Here is a 15,898-nt window from a genome sequence, read left to right on the forward strand (position 1 = left end):
TCATCCCGTGCGACGTGCGTACCGGGAACGTTACATGAAACGTATGCTGTTTAACGCTACGCAGGCCGAAGAGCTGCGCGTAGCCATCGTCGACGGGCAGAAGCTCGTCGATCTGGACATCGAAACCGTTGGCAAGGAGCAGCGCAAGGGCAACATCTACAAGGGTGTCATCACCCGGATCGAGCCATCGCTGGAAGCCTGTTTCGTCGACTACGGAACCGACCGCCACGGCTTTCTGCCGTTCAAGGAAGTTTCGCGTACCTACTTCAAGAACCACGAAGGCGGTCGCCCGCGTATCCAGGACGTGCTGTCCGAGGGGCAGGAGCTCATCGTCCAGGTTGAAAAGGACGAGCGCGGGAACAAGGGTGCAGCCCTGACCACCTACGTCAGCCTCGCCGGCCGTTATCTAGTGCTGATGCCCAACAACCCGCGTGGTGGTGGCGTGTCGCGTCGCATCGAAGGCGAAGAGCGCAACGAGTTGCGCGAGCTGATGAGCCAGTTGCAAACCCCGCAAGGCATGAGCCTGATTGCCCGTACCGCGGGTATCGGCCGTTCGCTGGAAGAGCTGCAGTGGGACCTCAACTACCTGATGCAGCTGTGGACGGCAGTCGAATCCGCTGCCAGCGCCCAGACCGCGCCGTTCCTGATTTTCCAGGAAGGCAGTCTGGTCATCCGCGCCATCCGTGACTATTTCCAGCCGGAAATCGGTGAAATCCTCGTCGATACCGAGGAAATCTGGGACCAGGCACGCCAGTTCATGAGCCACGTGATGCCGGGCAACGTCAACCGCATCAAGCTCTACAAGGACGACGTCCCGCTGTTCTCGCGCTTCCAGATCGAACACCAGATCGAAACCGCCTTCTCGCGCCAGGTTGCCCTGCCGTCGGGCGGTGCCATCGTGATCGACCACACCGAAGCGCTGGTTTCGATCGACGTGAACTCGGCACGCGCCACCAAGGGTGCCGACATCGAAACCACCGCCTGCAATACCAACCTGGAGGCGGCCGATGAAATCGCCCGCCAGCTGCGCCTGCGTGACCTGGGCGGCCTGGTGGTGATCGATTTCATTGACATGGAAAACCCCAAGAACCAGCGTGAAGTCGAACAGCGCCTCAAGGATGCACTCAAGGCCGACCGTGCCCGCGTGCAGATGGGCAAGCTGTCGCGCTTCGGCCTGCTGGAACTGTCGCGCCAGCGCCTGCAACCGAGCCTTGGCGAAACCAGCCACATTCCGTGCCCGCGTTGCAGCGGCACCGGCTTCATCCGCGGTACCGAGTCGTCGGCCCTGAACATCCTGCGCATCCTGACCGAAGAGGCCATGAAGGAAAACACCGGCGCCGTGCATGCTCAGGTACCGGTCGATGTCGCCACCTTCCTGCTCAACGAAAAACGCGCCGACCTCTTCGGCATCGAGGCCCGGCTCAAGGTCGGCATCGTGCTGATCCCCAACATCCACCTCGAAACCCCGCACTACAAGATCGTGCGCGTGCGGCGTGACGAGCTGCTGGAGCAGGCCGAAGAGTTCTTCGCACCGAGCTACACCCTGGTCAAGGAACCGGAAGGCGACGCGGTCGACACCTACCTGCAGGACCGCAGCAAGCCGGAACGTCCGCAGGCGGCCGTGCAGGGCATCACCCCGCAGCAGCCGGCGCCGGAAGCCCGCGAAACCCGGCCGGCCACCGCACCGGCAGCTGCCCGTCCGGGCCTGCTGACCCGCGTGCTGGGCTGGTTGCGTGGCGACAGCCAGCCGCAGGCCGAAGCGCCGGCACCTGCCGTGCAAGGCAGCCGTGAAGCGCGCAAACCGGCTTCCGGTTCGCGTGGTGGCAACCGGGCTGCTGCACCGGCAGCAGCCGGTGACGCCAACCAGAAGCGTGACCGCAAGCAGTCGCGTGCCAAGCACGAAGAACAGCGTCGCCGCCAGCAGGATGGCGAAACCGAAAATGGCAACGGCAACGGCCGTCGTGACCGTCGCGATGAACGCTCCGAGCGCAATGCCGACCGGAACGGCGAGCGTACCGAGCGCCAGGAAAACCGCGACAACCGTCAGCCGGAGCGGAGTGAACGCAGCAGCGAGCGCCGTGAACGTCGCCCGCGTGACGAAAACCGCAACCAGCGCATGCCGGCGGCCGAAGCTGCAACGGATGTAACGGCTGTTCCGGCCACGCCGGTCGTGGTGGCTGACAATGCTGCCGCACCGGCTCCGCGCGAACGTCGCCGTGAGCGCCGCCGTGAGCCGCATGCCGAGCAGGACGTGCTGAACAAGGAACTGGACAACGGTACGGACGGCAAGCCGGTCACCATGGGTGATCTGCCGCCAGCCGACGAGGAGCGCAGTGATCCGGCCGCTACGGCAGAAAACGGACGCGAGCGCAGCCAGCGCCGCCGTCGCGGTCGCCGTGGTGGTGAACGTCGTCCGGAGGCAGCCGGAGTTGCCGTGGACAGCAGCGATGCAGAGGCCGCAGCACCCGAGGCAGGCATGTTGCCGGTCGCCGTGGAAGTTGCGCCGGTAGTGCCGGTTGCCGCGGAACCGGAAAGGGCCGTCGAGGCTGTTGCCGGACTGCAACCGGTTGTTGCCGGGATGGATGCCGCAGAAACAGCAGCCAATACCGTGCAGCTCCAGGATGCTCCGGTTGCCGAGCCGGTTGTCCGGACTGCTGAAGCAGCAGTTGCCGAGCCGGCGCAGGCTGTGGTGACCAGTCCTGAACCGGTTCGTGGCGAAAGCCCGGTGGCCGAGAGCTGCCAGCCGGCCGAGGAGGCAGTCGTTCCGGTTGTCGAGCCGGTGGAACCTGCCAGTGTGGTGTCTGCCGAGAAGGCCCGGCCTGCTGCGGATATCGCCGAACCGGCAATCGTCAGTGCCAGTACTCTGGTTGTGCAGGCGGCTGAGGCCGCGACGGAAGTCGTGGCTCCTGCGGTTGTGTACGACGCTGCTTCGGCAGGGCTGGTTCAGGTGCGTACCCAGCAGGCTGTCGAGACTGATGTTCCGGCTGTGGACAATGCTGCTGCCAATGGCCTGCGTCGCCGCGACATGCTGCGCCAGCAGGTCACCGGGCAGGCTCCGGTTCCGTCGCTGGTCCGGGTGGAAACCCAGAATGAATCCGCTGCGGTCGAGTCCTCTCCGGCTGTCGGAGCCGTACCGCAAGTGCGCCGCCGCCGGGACATGCTGGCCCAGACTGCCGGCTCCGGAGTATCCCGGAGTGAGGCTGCGGGTCTTGCCCAGGTGGAAACGCGCCAGCATCCGTAAGCGGATGAAACCTGTTGCCCTGCCCCGGGAGGGCAACAGGTTTGACGCAGGTCAGGATGATTTGCCGAAGCGTTGACACATCCGGTCTTGCCCAGTAATATCCGCAGCCTGTTTTCCCCGATAGCTCAGTCGGTAGAGCGCCGGACTGTTAATCCGTAGGTCCCTGGTTCGAGCCCAGGTCGGGGAGCCAGAAAATTCAAGGACCTAGCCGTTTTACGGCTAGGTCTTTTTTGCGTTTTGGCCCAATGTTGGGCCCAGCCGCGTATGACCTTCGTCGGCCGGCAGGCTGTTTAAAACTGATCGCTACACGTGACTTCAATACTGGATTGGAGTTCATATGGCGAGTATCAGAAAGCGTGGAAACCGCTGGCAGGTTCGGGGCATCTGCTCCAATGTAACGTAGCGCGGTTTTTGTCCCTTTTTTGCGGGACATTTGGCATAGCGCAGGAGCTGGCCAGACCCAAGGTTTTGCGCTGCCTTTGTCACACATTCAGACTCATGAACTATCGGCCGGGCCGGGCGCTCATAATGTCATTCGTTACGCTTGGACGGGTTCCGGCCAGCCTGGCTGGAAGGCTTCCGGTATCATGTCACCGAGGGCTTTCTTGGGCCTTTCGCTGTTGTATTCCCTCCGCCAGGCGGCGATTACGATCTGAGCATGGCGCAGACTGATGAGCCAGTACTCGTTCAGGCCCCATCCCGGAAGCGCCCGTTGCACGATTCGATGCAAGCTCTGATCGGGCTTGCCAGGCTCAATGAGCAAAGAGTTGAACGCTACGAAGGTGTGCCCAGACGAGCAAGCCTGTCCCATCCTCACCGATCCGCCTCCCATTTCTCTCGACGCCCCGCGCGACCGTGCTCTGTCATCGCTGCCAGCATGGGAAAAATCCGAACGCGCCGCCGGCATCGAACACGCCGGCCAGCGTTGGCTGACCACTCTGCAGGATATCCGCGACGTATTGTTGGCCGGCGCAGTGCCAACTAAGCAGCAGGTGACGGCAGATCGCCAGACCGTGCCGATGACTCTGCCAAAGCTGCAATCGCTGTGGCAGGCCATCTGCCAGCGCCAGCTGGAGATGGCGCCCCAGTACCAGCCTGCTGCCTGGCTGGAAGATGCCGCCCGCCGCGTGTCGCAATTGCAGCTGGTGACGCATCCACTGAAAGCCACCCACCCCGATGCGCGTGGCAGCAGCCTGTTTGTTGCTCCTGACAGCCTGCCGGTGCGGCAGGAGGTCGGCGCCCATGCACTGACTGATATTGCAAGCGATGTGGTGGGCAATGCGGCGGCACTGGATGTCTACAAATTCCTCAAGCTGGAACACGAGGGGCAAAGCCTGTTGGCACTGTTGCAGGCTGGCGATGCCGACGTGCTGGCGGCCCTGAGTGACGATGCTACGCAGGCCGAGGTCTGGCGCGAGGCGTTTTGCAGTATTACCGAGCCGGCCGGCGGCCCTGCCAGCCACAGTCTGGCCAAGCAGGTCTACTGGCCGGTGTCGCCAGACGATTTTCCGCCCCGATGCGCTGGATGACAGCCATTTCCACTTGCTGTCGGCACTGAATTCCAGTGCCTTGTCGCACTGGCTGTTCGGCCGGATCCAGACGCACCGTTTTGGCGAAGAAGCCAAGGCCGCGCGGCAGGCGCGGCGCGATGGCGTGGCGCATCCGCATGGCTATTACGACTACCCCTTGCTGGCCGAGGAGAAAAAAGGCGGCACCAAGCCGCAGAACATCTCCCAGCTCAATAGCGAGCGCAAGGGCAGCAACTACCTGCTTGCCTCCTTGCCACCGCAGTGGGACAGCAGCGCCACTCGCCCGCTGCATGGCGTGGATAGCCTGTTCGAGCGTTTTGGCCGCCTGCCGCAGGTGCGCCGCCTGGTGCGCGAACTGCGTGACTACCTCGGCAAGCAAAAGCCCGAGGCCAACAACATGCACATCAAGAACCGCCGCGATGCCTGGCTGGAAGACATTTTCACCGCGCTGTTGCAGTTCGGCGCGGCGTTCAGCAATGGCTTGCCCAAGGGCTGGACAGCCGATAGCGACTGCCGCCTGCTGCTGGATGAGCAATGCTGGTTAGACCCATTCCGCGCCGAAGACGACGCAGACTTCAACCAGGCTTTCCAGTGGCAGGACTGGCCTGATCAACTGGCCGAACGCTTTGCGCGCTGGCTCAACGGCAGTCTGGGGGCGGAGCGCCTTAGCAAACACCAGTTGTCATTGAACGAGGCCGAGTTTGACTACTGGCGGCGCGAGCTGGCGCACGATCTGGACAGCAAACGCCGCGAGCTGGACAACCGTCGGTTGCCTACCGCCAGCACCGAGGAGGCACAGCATGAGCCAGCCTGAATTGCCCGATATCGACGCGCTGCTGTACATCCCGCAACTGTCGGTGCAAAACGCCAACGCCATCAGCGGCCCGCACAGCTGGGGCCACCCCGGCCCGACGCATTTCACCGGCCTGATGACGGCGCTGGAACGCAAGCTGGGCGCGGATTTCGGCCTGCATTTTGTCGCAGTCGGCATCATCAGCCACGGTTATCAGGCGCAAACCAATGGCGACTATGTGCAGCGTTTCAACCTCAGCCGCAACCCGGTGGGCAAGGACGGCGCAACCTCCGCCATTGTCGAGGAGGGCCGCATTCATTTGCAGCTGTCGCTGGTTTTCGGCCTGCAACTGGACGAGGCACGCAAAACCGCCAGTGATGACGTGCTGGACGAACTGGAGCAACAGGCTGGCCGCACGCTGGCAACCCTGCGCATTGCCGGTGGCAGCGTGCTGCCCGGCCGCAGTGCACTCAAGCCACGCCTGACCCGGCTGGCAGATCCGGATGGCAACAATGGTGCAGAGAAACGGGCCGCACAATTCCGCAACTTGCGCCGTTACCTGATGCCCGGCTATGCGCTGGTAGCGCGTGACGATCTGCTGCACAGCCATCTGGCCACGCTGCAACAGGACAACCCCGACGCCAGCCTGCCGGATGCCTGGCTCGACCAGTCGCGCCTGAACCACACCCCGACGCAAGACGACGAAGGCAACACCGTCTGGCAGGCGCAACGCGGCAGTGGCAAGGGCTGGATTGTGCCGCTGCCGGTGGGTTACGGCGCGATTTCGCCGCTGTACGCCGCGGGCACGGTAGCCGGCACCCGCGACGACAGCACGCCGGTGCGCTTTGTCGAAAGCCTGTATTCGCTGGGCCAGTGGCTTAGCCCGCATCGCCTGCACGATGTTCGCCAGCTCTTGTGGTACCCGACGCACGACTCGGCCAGCGGCGTTTACCGCTGCCGCAATGACTACCAAGCCGCCACCCAAACCGAACACGACACTGTGGGAGTAACAGCATGAGCAAACTGGAAAACGCCTCCGTCCTCGCTTTTGAACGCAAGCTGGACCCGTCCGACGCGCTGTTTTTTGCCGGCAACTGGGCCGACCGCAAGGCCAGTGAAGCCTGGCCGCATGTGGAAGTGCGCACAAAATCCGTGCGCGGCACCATCTCCAACCGCCTGAAAGCCAAAGACCAGGACCCGGCCAAGCTCGACGCCGCAATTGAAAACCCCAACCTGCAAACCGTCGACGTTGCCACCCTGCCGCACGACGCCGACACCCTGAAAGTGCGCTTCACCCTGCGTGTGCTGGCCGGCGTGGGCGAGCCATTCGCCTGCAACAAGGCTGATTACCGCGCGAAGCTGTTGGCTACCGTCGCCGCCTACCGTGAGGCGCACGGCTTTGGCGAGCTGGCACAACGCTACGCGGCCAATCTCGCCAACGGCCGTTATCTGTGGCGTAACCGCATCGGCGCCGAACAGGTGGAAGTCCATGTCGAGCAACTGCAAGACGGCAAGGCCGTGCAGGACTGGACCTTTGACGCGCTGGCGCTGAGCCTGAACGAGCTGGCCACTGGCGGCAAAATCGCCGAGCTGGGCGCGCTGATCGAAGACGGTCTTGCCGGCAAGGCGCATGTGCTGCTGCAAATCACCGCCTTTGTGCGCAGCGGTGCCGGGCAGGAGGTATTCCCGAGCCAGGAGCTGATTCTCGACCGTGGCCGTGGCGACAAGAGCAAGACGCTGTATTTTGTGGCGCAAAAAGACCGCAAGATCGCCGCCATCCACTCCCAAAAAATCGGCAACGCCCTGCGCACCATCGACACCTGGTACGAAGATGCCGCCACCAACGGCCCCATCGCCATCGAGCCCTACGGCTCCGTCACCACCTAGGGCAAGGCATATCGCCAGCCCAAGCAGAAGCTGGACTTCTACACCCTGCTCGACAACTGGGTGCTGAAAGATGTCGCACCGGCCGCCGAACAGCAGTACTTCGTCATTGCCACCCTGATCCGTGGCGGCGTCTTCGGCGAGGCGGGTTGAATCATGGATCACTATCTGGAGATCCGCCTGAGGCCGGACCCGGAATTCGCCCTGCCGCTGCTGCTGGGCGCGCTGTATGCCAAGCTGCACCGCGTACTGGCCGCGCAGCAGCGCAGCGACATCGGTGCGAGCTTCCCCGGCTATGCGCTGGCAACCAAAATAGACTAGGGCAAAACCGTGCCGCCCACGCTGGGCGACACCCTGCGCCTGCACGGCAGCGCCGCCGCGCTCGATAGTCTGATGGCCGTCAACTGGCTGGCCGGCATGCGCGACCACGTCACACTGGGCCACATCCTGCCGGTACCGGCTGCGGCCAGCCCTGTTTGCGTGCGGCGTAAGCAGGTCAAAAGCAACCCGGCCAAAGAGCGCGAGCAGCTGATGCGCCGCAAGGGGATCAGCGAAGCCGAAGCGCTGCGGCTGATCCCCGACGACAAGGCCAAATGGCTGGATCTGCCTTACCTGACGCTGGAGAGCCAGAGTGCCGGCCAACGCTTCTTGCTCTTTATCGCGCAGCAAGCAGCCACTCAGGCGGCCAGTGGCGAATTCAACGCCTACGCCCTGAGCCAGACCGCCACCCTGCCAGCGTTTTAAACGGCAAAAGGGTGCGGCCCGTTTTGTCATGCGGGCCGTACCCTTTTCTGAATGGGTAGATGCTGATCTTTAAAAATCATGAACTTACGCATCCGGTCGGGAAAAGGGATTTGAGCAATAAAATCGCTCCATGCCTTGGCTGACAAGCCATACCGTCGGAATGGCTCTAGTTCACTGCCGGACAGGCAGCTCAGAAACCTTGAAGTTCGCGTGGTGGTCAACAAGATCAATACATTGGTGGTTCGCTGTAAGGACGGAACGGAGCGCCGGGATCCGACGCCGTGAACCATGCGTTCACGGCGTTTTTCATCGCCTGTTCCGTGAGTGTCAGCGACTGCTGCGGTTAGCTGGGCACAGCTCAGACAGTCATTCTTTATTCTTTTTTGGGATTTAAATTCTGTAATTTGTTCTTTGTTGGAATATATCGTGAGCATCAAAATGGTATCACCCTAATCAGACATTAATAGGTGAGCCAGATGAAATCCCGATCCCTGTTTGCCACGGCTGCACTCCTCCTCTGGTCAGTCACCACCATGGCAGATACAACATTGCTCAATGTGTCGTACGACCCGACGCGGGAGCTTTACAAAGACATCAACAGCGACTTCAGTCGTGACTGGCTTCAGCGCGGTGGCGAAGCGCTGACCATCAAGCAGTCGCATGGTGGCTCGGCCAAGCAGGCCCGTTCGGTGATCGACGGGCTGGAAGCCGACGTGGTGACGCTGGCGCTGGCCAGCGACATCGATGAAATTGCCAGGCTGACCGGCAAGCTGCCCGCCGGCTGGCAAAAGCGTCTGCCGCACAACAGCACGCCATTCACATCGACCATCGTGTTTCTGGTTCGCAAGGGCAATCCCAAACAGATCCATGACTGGAGCGATCTGGTCCGCCCTGGCGTGCAGGTGATTACCCCCAATCCGAAAACATCCGGCGGCGCCCGCTGGAACTACCTGGCGGCCTATGCCTGGGCCAAGCGCCAGCCAGGAGCCACCGAGGCCAGTGCCCAGCAGTACCTGCGACGCCTGTACGCCAATGTACCGGTGCTGGATACCGGTGCCCGCGGTGCCACCATGACTTTCGTGCAACGAGGCATGGGGGACGTACTGCTGGCATGGGAAAACGAGGCCCTGATGGCGCGGAACGAGCTGGGGCCGGACAAGTTCGATCTGGTGGTTCCGCCCCTGTCGATCAAGGCCGAACCGCCGGTGGCGCTGGTGGACAAGGTGGCCGACCGGCATGGCACGCGCAAGGTGGCAGAGGCCTACCTGCGTTATCTCTATACTCCAGCCGCCCAGCGCATTGCCGTCCGGCATTTTTACCGTCCGACTGATCCGGCTGTCGCCCAGGAATCTGCGGCCGGCTTTCCGTCAGTCAGGCTGGTAACCATCAGTGAACTGGGCGGCTGGCCGGCAGTGCAGGACAAGCATTTCAGTGATGGTGGCGTATTCGACCAGATCCTGGCGCGCTGATCGTGCCCGGTTGCTGCATCGGCACAGGGAGTCTGGCAAAGCCTTCCTGTGCCTGATGGCGGGATGCCGTGTCTGCCGGCCCGGCTGACAACAGTCCAACTGATCATCTGGATCCCGTTCCAGTCAGGCTTTTTCCGTGTCCTCATGGGGGCGGAAATGCGATCACGCTCTCCGGAGCCAGGGCTCTGGACACCAAGCGGCTCCGGGACCGGACAAAAGGAACGACCGTGGAGCTGCTGGTCGCCCCGGACCTCAAAACCATCCTGCATTCCGGGCGGGCCAGCCTTCATGGCCTGGAATACTGCCGCGTACTGGTGAACAGCGGGCGCGTGGAATATTTCAAGGTCAACGTCATTCTGTGGCAAACCTTCGGCCAGCACTGCATCAGCCAGCTCACCCGCAGCACAGTGCCGGACTTCATGATCGACCAGCTCAAGGCGATACCGGCCCTTTTCTTTGTCGTATTCACTGCCGGGCAGACCGATCAGGAAGAGGGCGATCAAGGCATGCCGGCAAACGATGAAACCGGCTGACTGGCCGTTAACCTACCTATGCGTACCTTTCAGCCGCCATGGGCGACAGAAGGCAGCAAATTCCTGTGGTGTGCACTAGCTTCCTAAAGACAACGGGCTTCGTTTGACGGGAGCATTGAATACTGGCCGGACGAGTCCGGTATCGCAAAATTGCTGCCAGCACCCGTGACGGTATTTTTGTCCGCATGGCGGGGAACGACCTAGGCGGGCCGGTTGTCGGGCGGGTGCGGGATGGATGCGCCCGTGTGGGGCGGCAGGATCGTCCCGTCGCAATCCACCGGATGTCAGGAGAGGGGCTGCTTTGCATGAACGGGATTGATACGGCGCTGTGGTCGATCCGGCGCATGGACCATTTTGCCGGGCAGGACACGGCTGCAACCCGGATTGACCCACGCGCCAAAGTGATCGCGGTATTTGCAATCCTGATTGGTGCGGCTGCGCATCCACCTCATGCCGTCAGTGCCTTGCTGCCGCTCTTGCTGTTTCCGGTCTGCCTGCTGTCGCTGGGTGAGATTCCCGTGTGCTGGCTGGCTTCCCGCCTGTTGTTCGCCCTGCCGTTTGCCTTTTTTGTCGGCATCCTCAATCCGTGGCTGGACCGGACACCGGTGGCCATGCCGTGGGGGGGCGACATGGCTGCGGGCTGGCTGACGTTCGCCTCGATCATGTTGCGTTTCCTGATTGCCGTATCCGCAGCATTCCTGCTGGTGGCGACCACCGGCATGAACCGCGTGAGCAAGGCGCTGTCGCAGATGGGCGTGCCGCGCGTGTTTGCCAACCAGCTCCTGTTCCTCTACCGCTATGTGTTCGTGATCGGCGAGGAGTTGCTGCGCAGCATCCGGGCCTACCAGATGCGGGCAGTCAATGGCCGGCATGCGCTGCCGCCGCGGTTTTACGGTTTGCTGTTGTCAGGGGTGATGTCGCGGTCGATTGCACGGGCCATGCGGGTCCATGCCGCCATGCAGGCCCGTGGTTACGACGGCGAACTGCATTTCGTGCAGCAATGGCGCTGGCGGCTGAGCGACACGCTGTTTGTCGTTGGCTGGACCGGTTTTGCCGTGCTGTGCCGCATGATTGATTTGCCCGTGGTTCTGGGGCATCTGTTGTCTGGAGCATGAAACGCATGAGTCATATGACGGTGACGGTTTCCCGGGTGGGGTTTTGCTATCCGGACAGCCATCAGGCACTGGACGGGGTGGATTTCACGATCCGGCCCGGAGAGTCCGTGGCGGTCATCGGGGCCAACGGAGCCGGCAAGTCCACCCTGCTGCTGCTGCTGACAGGGTTCCTGTTTGCGTCGCAAGGTGAAATCCGGCTGGGAAGTGCCCGGATCAGCAAGACCTACCTGCCCGAGCTGCGTCGTCATGTCGGGCTGGTGTTCCAGAATCCTGACGACCAGCTTTTCATGCCCACGGTGTTTGATGATGTGGCCTTCGGGCCCTTGAACATGCGCCTGTCGGCCGAGGATGTGCGGACTGTCACCATGCAGGCACTGGAAACCGTGGGGGCCGCCCACCTGGTTGACCGGCCGCCATGGCAGCTGTCCGGCGGGCAGAAACGGGCAGTGGCGATTGCCGGCGTGCTGGCCATGCACCCGGACGTGCTGATTCTGGACGAACCTTCCGATGCGCTGGACCCGGGCGCGCGCCGGCGGCTGATCCACCTGCTGCAAACGTTCGAGCACACCAAGATCATTGCCACGCATGACCTCGACCTGGTGCTGGACGTCTGTACCCGGGTGATCGTGCTGCACGAAGGCCGGATACTGGCTGACGCACATCCGCTGGAGGTTTTTGCCGATGCTGCGCTGCTGGCACGGGCTTCGCTGGAAAAACCCCTGTCGCTTCAGCCACGGGGCTGCTATGCCTATGATTTGCCCGCGACGCCGTCGGCTGTCGATGGTCCGCCGGGTGTGGCGCGGCCGTCATTGGGCCCTGACTGACTGTTTTCGTTTCATTCATGCGACTTTTTTCCCGTGATCAGGCACCGTCTGCCGATCCAGATTTTGACAAGGCCGATACCGGTGAGTCCCTGACGGGACTGGTCCGGATCGGCCTGCTTGCAATCGGTGCGGCCGTGTGTGTGGCCTTGACCGGATCCCTGTTCCGTTTGTCGGTGCAGCATGGTTTCCGGGAAATGGCCGGACTTTATGCATGGATGCGCCATGTCGGCGGGGTGGGCGGATTCATGCTGGTCTGGATGACGGCCTCTGTCATCACCATTGTCTCGATGTGGCTGGTACGCCGTTTCATGCCGTCGGCAGCCGGCAGCGGCATCCAGCGGATCGAGGCCGTCTGGCGCAATGAACTGCCCATCGAACGTGACTGGAAATTCCTGCCGGTGAAGTTTGTCAGCGGGGTGCTGGCCCTGTCGTCCGGCTATGCCCTGGGGCGCGAGGGGCCGGTCGTGCAGATGGGAGCCTATATCGGTGGCGTGTTCGGTCGTCACCACTGGGCCTCGGAACAAGACCGGCGCATTCTGGTGGCCAGTCTTGCCGGTGCCGGGCTGGCCGTGGCGTTCAGCGCCCCGCTGGGCGGATTGCTGTTTGCGCTGGAGGAGCTGACACACGTTGCACGCACGCGGCTGGTCACCATCAGCATGATTGCCTGCGCGGTGGCCGTGCCAGTGACACAGTTCATCCTCGGGCCGCAGCCGGTTTTCCAGGTGCCGGCACTGGCCGAGCCTTCGCTGTACGTGCTGCCGTTTTATGTCCTGCTGGGCGTGCTGACCGGGTTTGCCGGCGTGCTGTACAACAGCGCCATCCTGGGCGGGCTGAGCCTGTTCATGTGGCTGGACATGGTGCCGTTCTGGCTGCGGGGAGCCGCATGCGCCGCAGTGCTGGCGCTGCTGGTCTGGTTTGTGCCGGAGTTTGCCGGTGGCGGGGAACAGCTGGTGCAGCAGTTGCTGTCCGGCCCCTGGTTGCTGGCCACGCTGTGCCTGTTGTGGCTGGTGCGATTGGGGTTGGGACCGATGTCCTACTCGATGGGAATGTCAGGAGGGCTGTTTGCACCGATGCTGGCCATGGGGGCGGTGCAGGGGGCGCTCTTTTGTGCCGTCATGACGTGGTGGCTTCCGGGAATCGGGCTGGACTGGCGCATCTGTACCATCGTGGGCATGGGCGCGATGTTTGCTTCGTCAGTCAGGGCACCGCTGACAGGCATCGTGCTGATCCTGGAGATGACGGCAACCGGCCGCCTGGTCGTGCCCATGCTGCTGGCCTGCCTGCCAGCGGCCATCATCCCGTTCTGGCTGGGGCAATTGCCGATCTATGATGCACTGCGGCTGCGCCTGCTGGCGGCCCGTTCCCCTGTTGCGACAGGGGTTGACAAATAAGCGCGCAGTCCGGGAAGACAGTCCTTGCACATCGGCAAACAGGTGCTTACAATACGTTACATAAGGCAATGCAATGTAACGGGAGTGCGCCATGTGGGACGATCTCAGCAAGGAAGCCAAGCTGTACGGCGAATACGATGTCCGTCGCTCGTTCGGTGACGTGCCGATGCGCCGTCCTCATCAGCGCAGACAATGGCTGGGCATGATGTATTCCGGCCTGCTGGTGGGAGTGAGCCTGTTGCTGTTGCTCTGATCGTTACCATCGTTGTTTTGCCCACTGGGCGCTGATTACGCCAAACCCTGCGACACTGTGTCGCAGGGTTTGTTGTTTTGACCTTTCTATAATCGCCTGTCTTTTGTAGAGGGGTCTTGCAATGCGTTTAAAGTATTCCGTGCTCGCGGTGGCATCCACCTTTTCTGCTCTGGTTCAGGCGCAGACAGCAGATACCGAACTGGCCGAAACCGTTGTGACAGCCAGCCCGACCACGGCCCCTCTGGTCGTCACCACTGACCCCAAGGCTCCCCGCCAGCCGGTTCCGGCTCATGATGGTGCCGACATCCTCAAGACCATTCCGGGTTTTTCCGTCGTGCGCAAAGGCGGCACGGACGGTGACCCGGTCTTTCGCGGCATGGCCGGTTCGCGCATCAACGTGCTGATGGATGGCGAATTCATCTACGGCGGCTGTGGCGGACGCATGGACCCGCCCACGGCCTATGTATTCCCGGAAGCCTACGACAGCCTGACCATCATCAAGGGGCCGCAAACCGTCCTGTGGGGGCCGGGCAACATGGCTGCCACCGTGCTCTTCGACCGCAAGGTCAAGCCCTTTGCCGAGCCCGGCGTGCGCGGCACCCTCAGTGCCTTGGTCGGCTCGGCTGCACGACACGACGAAGTGGCCGACGTGACGGCTGGCAATCCCGCCGGTTACGTGCGTGCCATCGCCACCAACAGTCATGCCAACGATTACACCGACGGTAACGGTGATCGCGTGCATTCAGCCTTTCACCGCTGGAGCGGCAACCTCCTGCTGGGCTGGACGCCGGACAGGGATACCCGCATTGAATTCGAGGCCGCCCGCAGCGATGGCGAGGCAGCCTATGCCGACCGCAGCATGGACGGCGTGAAGTTTGCGCGCGAGGGATACGGACTGCGCTTCGAAAAAACCGACCTGACGCCCTGGTTCACCGCGCTGGAAGCCCAGATCTATTACAACTACATCGATCACGTCATGGACAACTACAGCCTGCGGCCGGCGCCGGCTGTTTCCGGTCTGGCCGTGAGCAACCCGGACCGCCGCACCACGGGCGGCAAGATCGTGGCCACCTTGCAGCCGGCCGGGGCGACCGAAATCAAGTTGGGGGTAGACCAGCAGAGCAACCGTCACCGTTTTCGCGCCGGCAAGGGCGCCATGGCCGAAAATTACGTCAACCAGCCTTATGACGAGAATTTCACCTTTGACCAGATCGGCCTGTTCGGCGAGTGGCACCAGAGCATCACCGACGACAAGCGCGTGATTGCCGGACTGCGCCACGACTGGTGGCGTGGCAAGGATGACCGGCAGGGCAAATCCAGCTATGGCCGCAACCGGGATGACCAGCTCACCAGCGGTTTCGTGCGCTACGAGCAGGATATCGGCGGTGCCACCTGGTATGCCGGTCTGGGACATGTCGAGCGGTTTCCGGATTTCTGGGAGTTCAACCGCAACAGCCTGAATGCGGCAGGCGGGCTGGACAACAGCTCGTTCCTGAGCACCCGGCCGGAGAAGAACACCCAGCTGGATACCGGCGTGAACTGGAAATCCGGAGCATGGACCGGCAGCGTGTCCGCGTTCTACAACGAAATCAATGACTTCATCCTGATCGACAACAGCACCAGGCAAAACCTGACCCGTAATGTGGATGCCCGTACCTGGGGCGGCGAGGCCGGTTTGTCCTACCGCATTTCAGCCAGCCTGAAAGCTGACGCCACCCTGGCCTATACCCACGGCACCAACCGGACCGACCAGACGCCGCTGGCCCAGATTCCGCCACTTGAAGCCCGGCTGGGGCTGGAGTGGGACAACCAGGTCTGGAGTGCCGGCGCCTTGTGGCGGCTGGTGACTGCGCAAAACCGCTATGACACCGGCAAAGGCAATATTGCCGGGCAGGATCTGGGAGAAAGTGCCGGCTTTGGTGTCTTGTCCCTGCATGGCGGCTACAAGCCGACCAGGCGCCTGAGCCTGACCGCAGGCGTCGATAACCTCTTTGACAAAGCGTATTCGGAATTCGTCAGCAAGCAGGATCTCGTTGATGTCGGCGGGCTGATCCAGACCTACCGCATCAACGAACCGGGCCGGACTTTCTGGCTGAAGGCCCAGTACAGGCTGGACTGATCT

12 protein-coding genes, 1 tRNA gene and 2 pseudogenes are annotated in these 15,898 nt (G+C 62.5%); 14 read left to right on the forward strand and 1 reads right to left on the reverse strand.

The genetic code is table 11. The features are described from left to right. The first annotated feature begins 34 nt into the window (after positions 1–34). Together G542_RS0106530 and G542_RS0106535 are read left to right on the forward strand one after the other, a co-directional pair. Positions 35–3,241, forward strand: a complete 3,207-nt coding sequence (locus G542_RS0106530; protein ID WP_027823705.1) for an Rne/Rng family ribonuclease — start codon at positions 35–37, stop codon at positions 3,239–3,241. A 114-nt stretch (positions 3,242–3,355) separates the two neighbouring features. Then, a tRNA-Asn gene (locus tag G542_RS0106535) sits at positions 3,356–3,431 on the forward strand. Between the two features lie 348 nt (positions 3,432–3,779). On the opposite strand, the gene G542_RS0106540 is transcribed toward G542_RS0106535, so the two are convergent. After that, positions 3,780–4,073 (reverse strand): integrase core domain-containing protein, encoded by a 294-nt coding sequence (locus tag G542_RS0106540; protein WP_081433578.1) that lies wholly within the window; start codon positions 4,071–4,073, stop codon positions 3,780–3,782. Here G542_RS0106540 and csy1 (G542_RS19470) point away from each other — a divergent pair. From csy1 (G542_RS19470) to G542_RS0106595, 12 genes and pseudogenes are all read left to right on the forward strand, one after another. Then, a complete protein-coding gene (gene csy1, locus G542_RS19470) occupies positions 4,009–4,770 on the forward strand; it encodes a type I-F CRISPR-associated protein Csy1 (protein WP_373279777.1) in 762 nt (253 codons plus the stop codon). The genes G542_RS0106540 and csy1 (G542_RS19470) overlap by 65 nt on opposite strands. A 13-nt stretch (positions 4,771–4,783) precedes the next feature. Then, entirely contained in the window at positions 4,784–5,584 is an 801-nt protein-coding gene (gene csy1, locus G542_RS19475) for a type I-F CRISPR-associated protein Csy1 (protein ID WP_051189955.1), read from the forward strand. Next, positions 5,571–6,581: a type I-F CRISPR-associated protein Csy2 gene (gene csy2 / locus G542_RS0106550; RefSeq protein WP_027823707.1), complete on the forward strand. Its 1,011-nt coding sequence runs from the start codon at positions 5,571–5,573 to the stop codon at positions 6,579–6,581. Before csy1 (G542_RS19475) ends, csy2 begins: the two co-directional genes overlap by 14 nt. Continuing rightward, positions 6,578–7,600 (forward strand): annotated as a pseudogene (gene csy3, locus G542_RS16180) (type I-F CRISPR-associated protein Csy3). The gene csy2 and the pseudogene csy3 overlap by 4 nt, the downstream one beginning before the upstream one ends. Positions 7,601–7,603: 3 nt before the next feature. Next, positions 7,604–8,191 (forward strand): annotated as a pseudogene (gene cas6f, locus G542_RS16185) (type I-F CRISPR-associated endoribonuclease Cas6/Csy4). Between the two features lie 476 nt (positions 8,192–8,667). Beyond that, a complete protein-coding gene (locus tag G542_RS0106565; protein ID WP_012696557.1) occupies positions 8,668–9,660 on the forward strand; it encodes a sulfate ABC transporter substrate-binding protein in 993 nt (330 codons plus the stop codon). Between the two features lie 68 nt (positions 9,661–9,728). Continuing rightward, on the forward strand, positions 9,729–10,193 hold the full coding sequence (locus G542_RS18955; RefSeq protein WP_211218792.1) for a hypothetical protein: 465 nt from the start codon (positions 9,729–9,731) through the stop codon (positions 10,191–10,193). A 305-nt stretch (positions 10,194–10,498) separates the two neighbouring features. Then, positions 10,499–11,308: a cobalt ECF transporter T component CbiQ gene (gene cbiQ / locus G542_RS0106575; RefSeq protein ID WP_034985180.1), complete on the forward strand. Its 810-nt coding sequence runs from the start codon at positions 10,499–10,501 to the stop codon at positions 11,306–11,308. 5 nt (positions 11,309–11,313) lie between these two features. Continuing rightward, a complete protein-coding gene (locus G542_RS0106580; RefSeq protein WP_012696560.1) occupies positions 11,314–12,132 on the forward strand; it encodes an energy-coupling factor ABC transporter ATP-binding protein in 819 nt (272 codons plus the stop codon). A gap of 17 nt (positions 12,133–12,149) precedes the next feature. Then, the gene (locus tag G542_RS0106585) at positions 12,150–13,523 is read left to right on the forward strand and encodes a ClC family H(+)/Cl(-) exchange transporter (protein ID WP_012696561.1); all 1,374 of its coding nucleotides are present in this window, start codon (positions 12,150–12,152) and stop codon (positions 13,521–13,523) included. A gap of 91 nt (positions 13,524–13,614) precedes the next feature. Beyond that, positions 13,615–13,776 (forward strand): hypothetical protein, encoded by a 162-nt coding sequence (locus tag G542_RS18470; protein ID WP_012696562.1) that lies wholly within the window; start codon positions 13,615–13,617, stop codon positions 13,774–13,776. A 121-nt stretch (positions 13,777–13,897) separates the two neighbouring features. Further along, positions 13,898–15,895 carry a TonB-dependent copper receptor gene (locus tag G542_RS0106595; protein WP_012696563.1) on the forward strand — a complete coding sequence of 666 codons (1,998 nt, stop codon included), beginning with the start codon at positions 13,898–13,900 and terminating at the stop codon, positions 15,893–15,895. The last annotated feature ends 3 nt before the right edge of the window (positions 15,896–15,898 follow it).

It is taken from the genome of Laribacter hongkongensis DSM 14985, assembly GCF_000423285.1.
In the GTDB taxonomy this organism is placed as follows: domain Bacteria; phylum Pseudomonadota; class Gammaproteobacteria; order Burkholderiales; family Aquaspirillaceae; genus Laribacter; species Laribacter hongkongensis.